This is a genomic window from Halobacillus sp. (assembly GCF_049282395.1).
Classification (GTDB): Bacteria; Bacillota; Bacilli; order Bacillales; family Halobacillaceae; genus Halobacillus.
In genome coordinates this window covers 1-2336 of record NZ_JBAPTY010000206.1, presented here as the reverse complement: position 1 = coordinate 2336, position 2336 = coordinate 1, and the positions used below count along the sequence as shown (strand labels likewise).

The window sequence follows — 2336 nt, the reverse complement described above, 5'->3', positions numbered from 1 at the left end:
ACGATAAACGACCTCCCAGCTGGTTCAGATTGTGCCCCTGTGCTACGATGGTGCCTTCATAGTCATCTAAAGCCTTTTGAAACCCTTTCGGTAAATCTTCCTTCTCCGTTCCCTGGTAAAATACATGTGAGTATATTTCTAAATCATTTTCTTCAATTTCATCCGGCTGTTTAAAGTCAATATCGGTCGTGAAATGACTAATGAGCATGTCCAGTATCCGCTGCTGCTCATTTATCTCCTTCTGGTCGGAAGGATAAACGATCAGAACTTTCGGATCACTGCTTTTAGCTGCCATAACTGGATGGGTTGTTAGAATGAAAACAACGGCGATTAAGACTGTCATGAAAATCGTTACAGGATAATGTTTTTTCATTCCTTTTCCTCCTAAAGATTCTTACTTTCTATCAAATTTACGTTCTATATAAAGAACGAATGGTTAAAAAATAGACTCTATTCATTTTCTTTCCTGATTTTTAGAGACAGAGCGTAAGACAGCAGGATGACCATGATCGTGATGCCCCCACCAATCATGATAGGATTCCAGCGTAAGTTTAAGGATAAAAAAGAATTTTGTTTAACCTTTCCGTTCAATAGTAAATCTTCTTGATCAGAGGATTTGCCATGAACAGCTAGTCCCTTGGTAAGTGAGACGTCTGCCTTAAGATTCGCCCACTCCAGGTCAGGATAACTCATCAATTCTTCTATTACTTCTTCTAATCCCTCCGGACCGAGATAAGGGTGGTAGAAAGCACTCAATACGCTGTCTCTTAATATCATTAAGTTATCCGCTCTTTCACCCATGCGTTCTATGGAATGGACCTCCCTTTCCTGTACATACCGAAGCGTCTCTGGAATCAATTCCATCCCTTTAAGATACGTTGGAGAGGTAAGATACGGAGCCTCCATCATGACTTTCCAGTTATCATTTGTGAGCTGTAACTGACCCAGGTATTTCGTGAAGTGGCTGGCCGCTGCTTCATATCCTTCTTGAGATATGGTGTAATGAGGAGTTTCTAAAGCGAGAGGCGTAAGCCCCAGCTTTACCAGTTCTTCTTTACCTTTCTCGATCCGTGTTTCCAACTCGGAACGTTCCATTTTACTAAATTCAAATCCAGACCCTGTTTTTCCAGAACCTGCTTGATCACTGTACCCATGAAGAACGATCGCTGCCCCCTGTTCTTCAATATCCTTAAGTACATTGAGAAGATCAGGTGCGTCGGTTAAATGGTACTCTTCTCCGGTTTCGGGGTTTTTGTAAACGGGTGTCACGGCGACCATAAATGGGAGGTCTCTCTCTATTAACACCTCCGCACACTGACGAAGCAGTTCAGGATCCAGTCTGGGATTCACATCTTCCAATCGGATAACAGCCGGGTGACTCTCTTTATGGTCCTTTTCGAATACTTGGTGCAGAACTTCTCCCATTAGGATGGCATCCTCTAACGAAATTTCACTGTCTGCATAATAATAATTGGAATGGCTCTTTACTAACAGTGGATGTTCGTTGCTGCTTCCATCAGCTGAGATGAGCGTCTGCGCACCAGACCCCGTAACGATGTTAAATATTTGATGGCGTTCTGATAGATTAATTGTTTCCTCAGTCTTTTTTAACGTTAACTTCTCAATAATCGCCCTTCCGTTCTTTTTAACGAAACCATAGCTATGTGGAAACTGATTTTCGTTATATCCAACGATCATCTTTACGCCGGAAAAATCATCAATCAGACGGACCGTTTTTTCAGACAGTACCGTTTGCTCTTCCCCAAAATAGAAAAGGTGCGTGATCTCCTGGAGATTCTCTCTGGCTAAATCCTCGGCAGATGTGAAACGTACCTTCTTCGTAAAATGACTGATTAAAAGATCCAGTTTTCTCTGCTGCTCCGTCAGCTCGTTGTTCTCCGTCGAATAAACGACGAGTACGTCAGGATGCTGGCCGGATGTCTCCTTAGCCAAAGCAGGCGATGGAAAGAATAAGAATTGAACCAGAATGAAGATACCCATTCCCAGAAACGCTGCCTTTAGTGAACGACGAGTACTCAAAGTACCTCCCCCTTTCTTAAATTAGATTATGCGGGAATAATTGCTCAGCTATTGTTCTTTATAAAGCACAATACATGATTTTCTCACGAAATACAAGGGTTATTTTGTAAAATAAGCAAGATTTTTTCGTAATAAAGAACAAGATGATGTCAGTTTACTGATCCAGCGTTTATTTAAAATCTTCGATGTAGACTTTCTATCCTATGTATTTTCCTTTTTATTGGAATATTCTAAATTATTAATTTATTTATAAATACTGTTCTTCGTCATAATCTGGTGCTTTATAACGCTTTTGT

Annotated in this window: 2 protein-coding genes; both read right to left on the bottom strand. The window is 41.0% G+C overall.

Annotated features, from left to right (window positions below):
• Positions 1-373, bottom strand: a 373-nt coding sequence (locus WAM07_RS09305) for a hypothetical protein (protein ID WP_422166277.1), incomplete at its 3' end; no start/stop codon positions are given.
• A 77-nt stretch (positions 374-450) separates the two neighbouring features.
• On the bottom strand, positions 451-2040 hold the full coding sequence (locus tag WAM07_RS09300; RefSeq protein ID WP_422166275.1) for a DUF2334 domain-containing protein: 1590 nt from the start codon (positions 2038-2040) through the stop codon (positions 451-453).
• Positions 2041-2336: the final 296 nt, after the last annotated feature.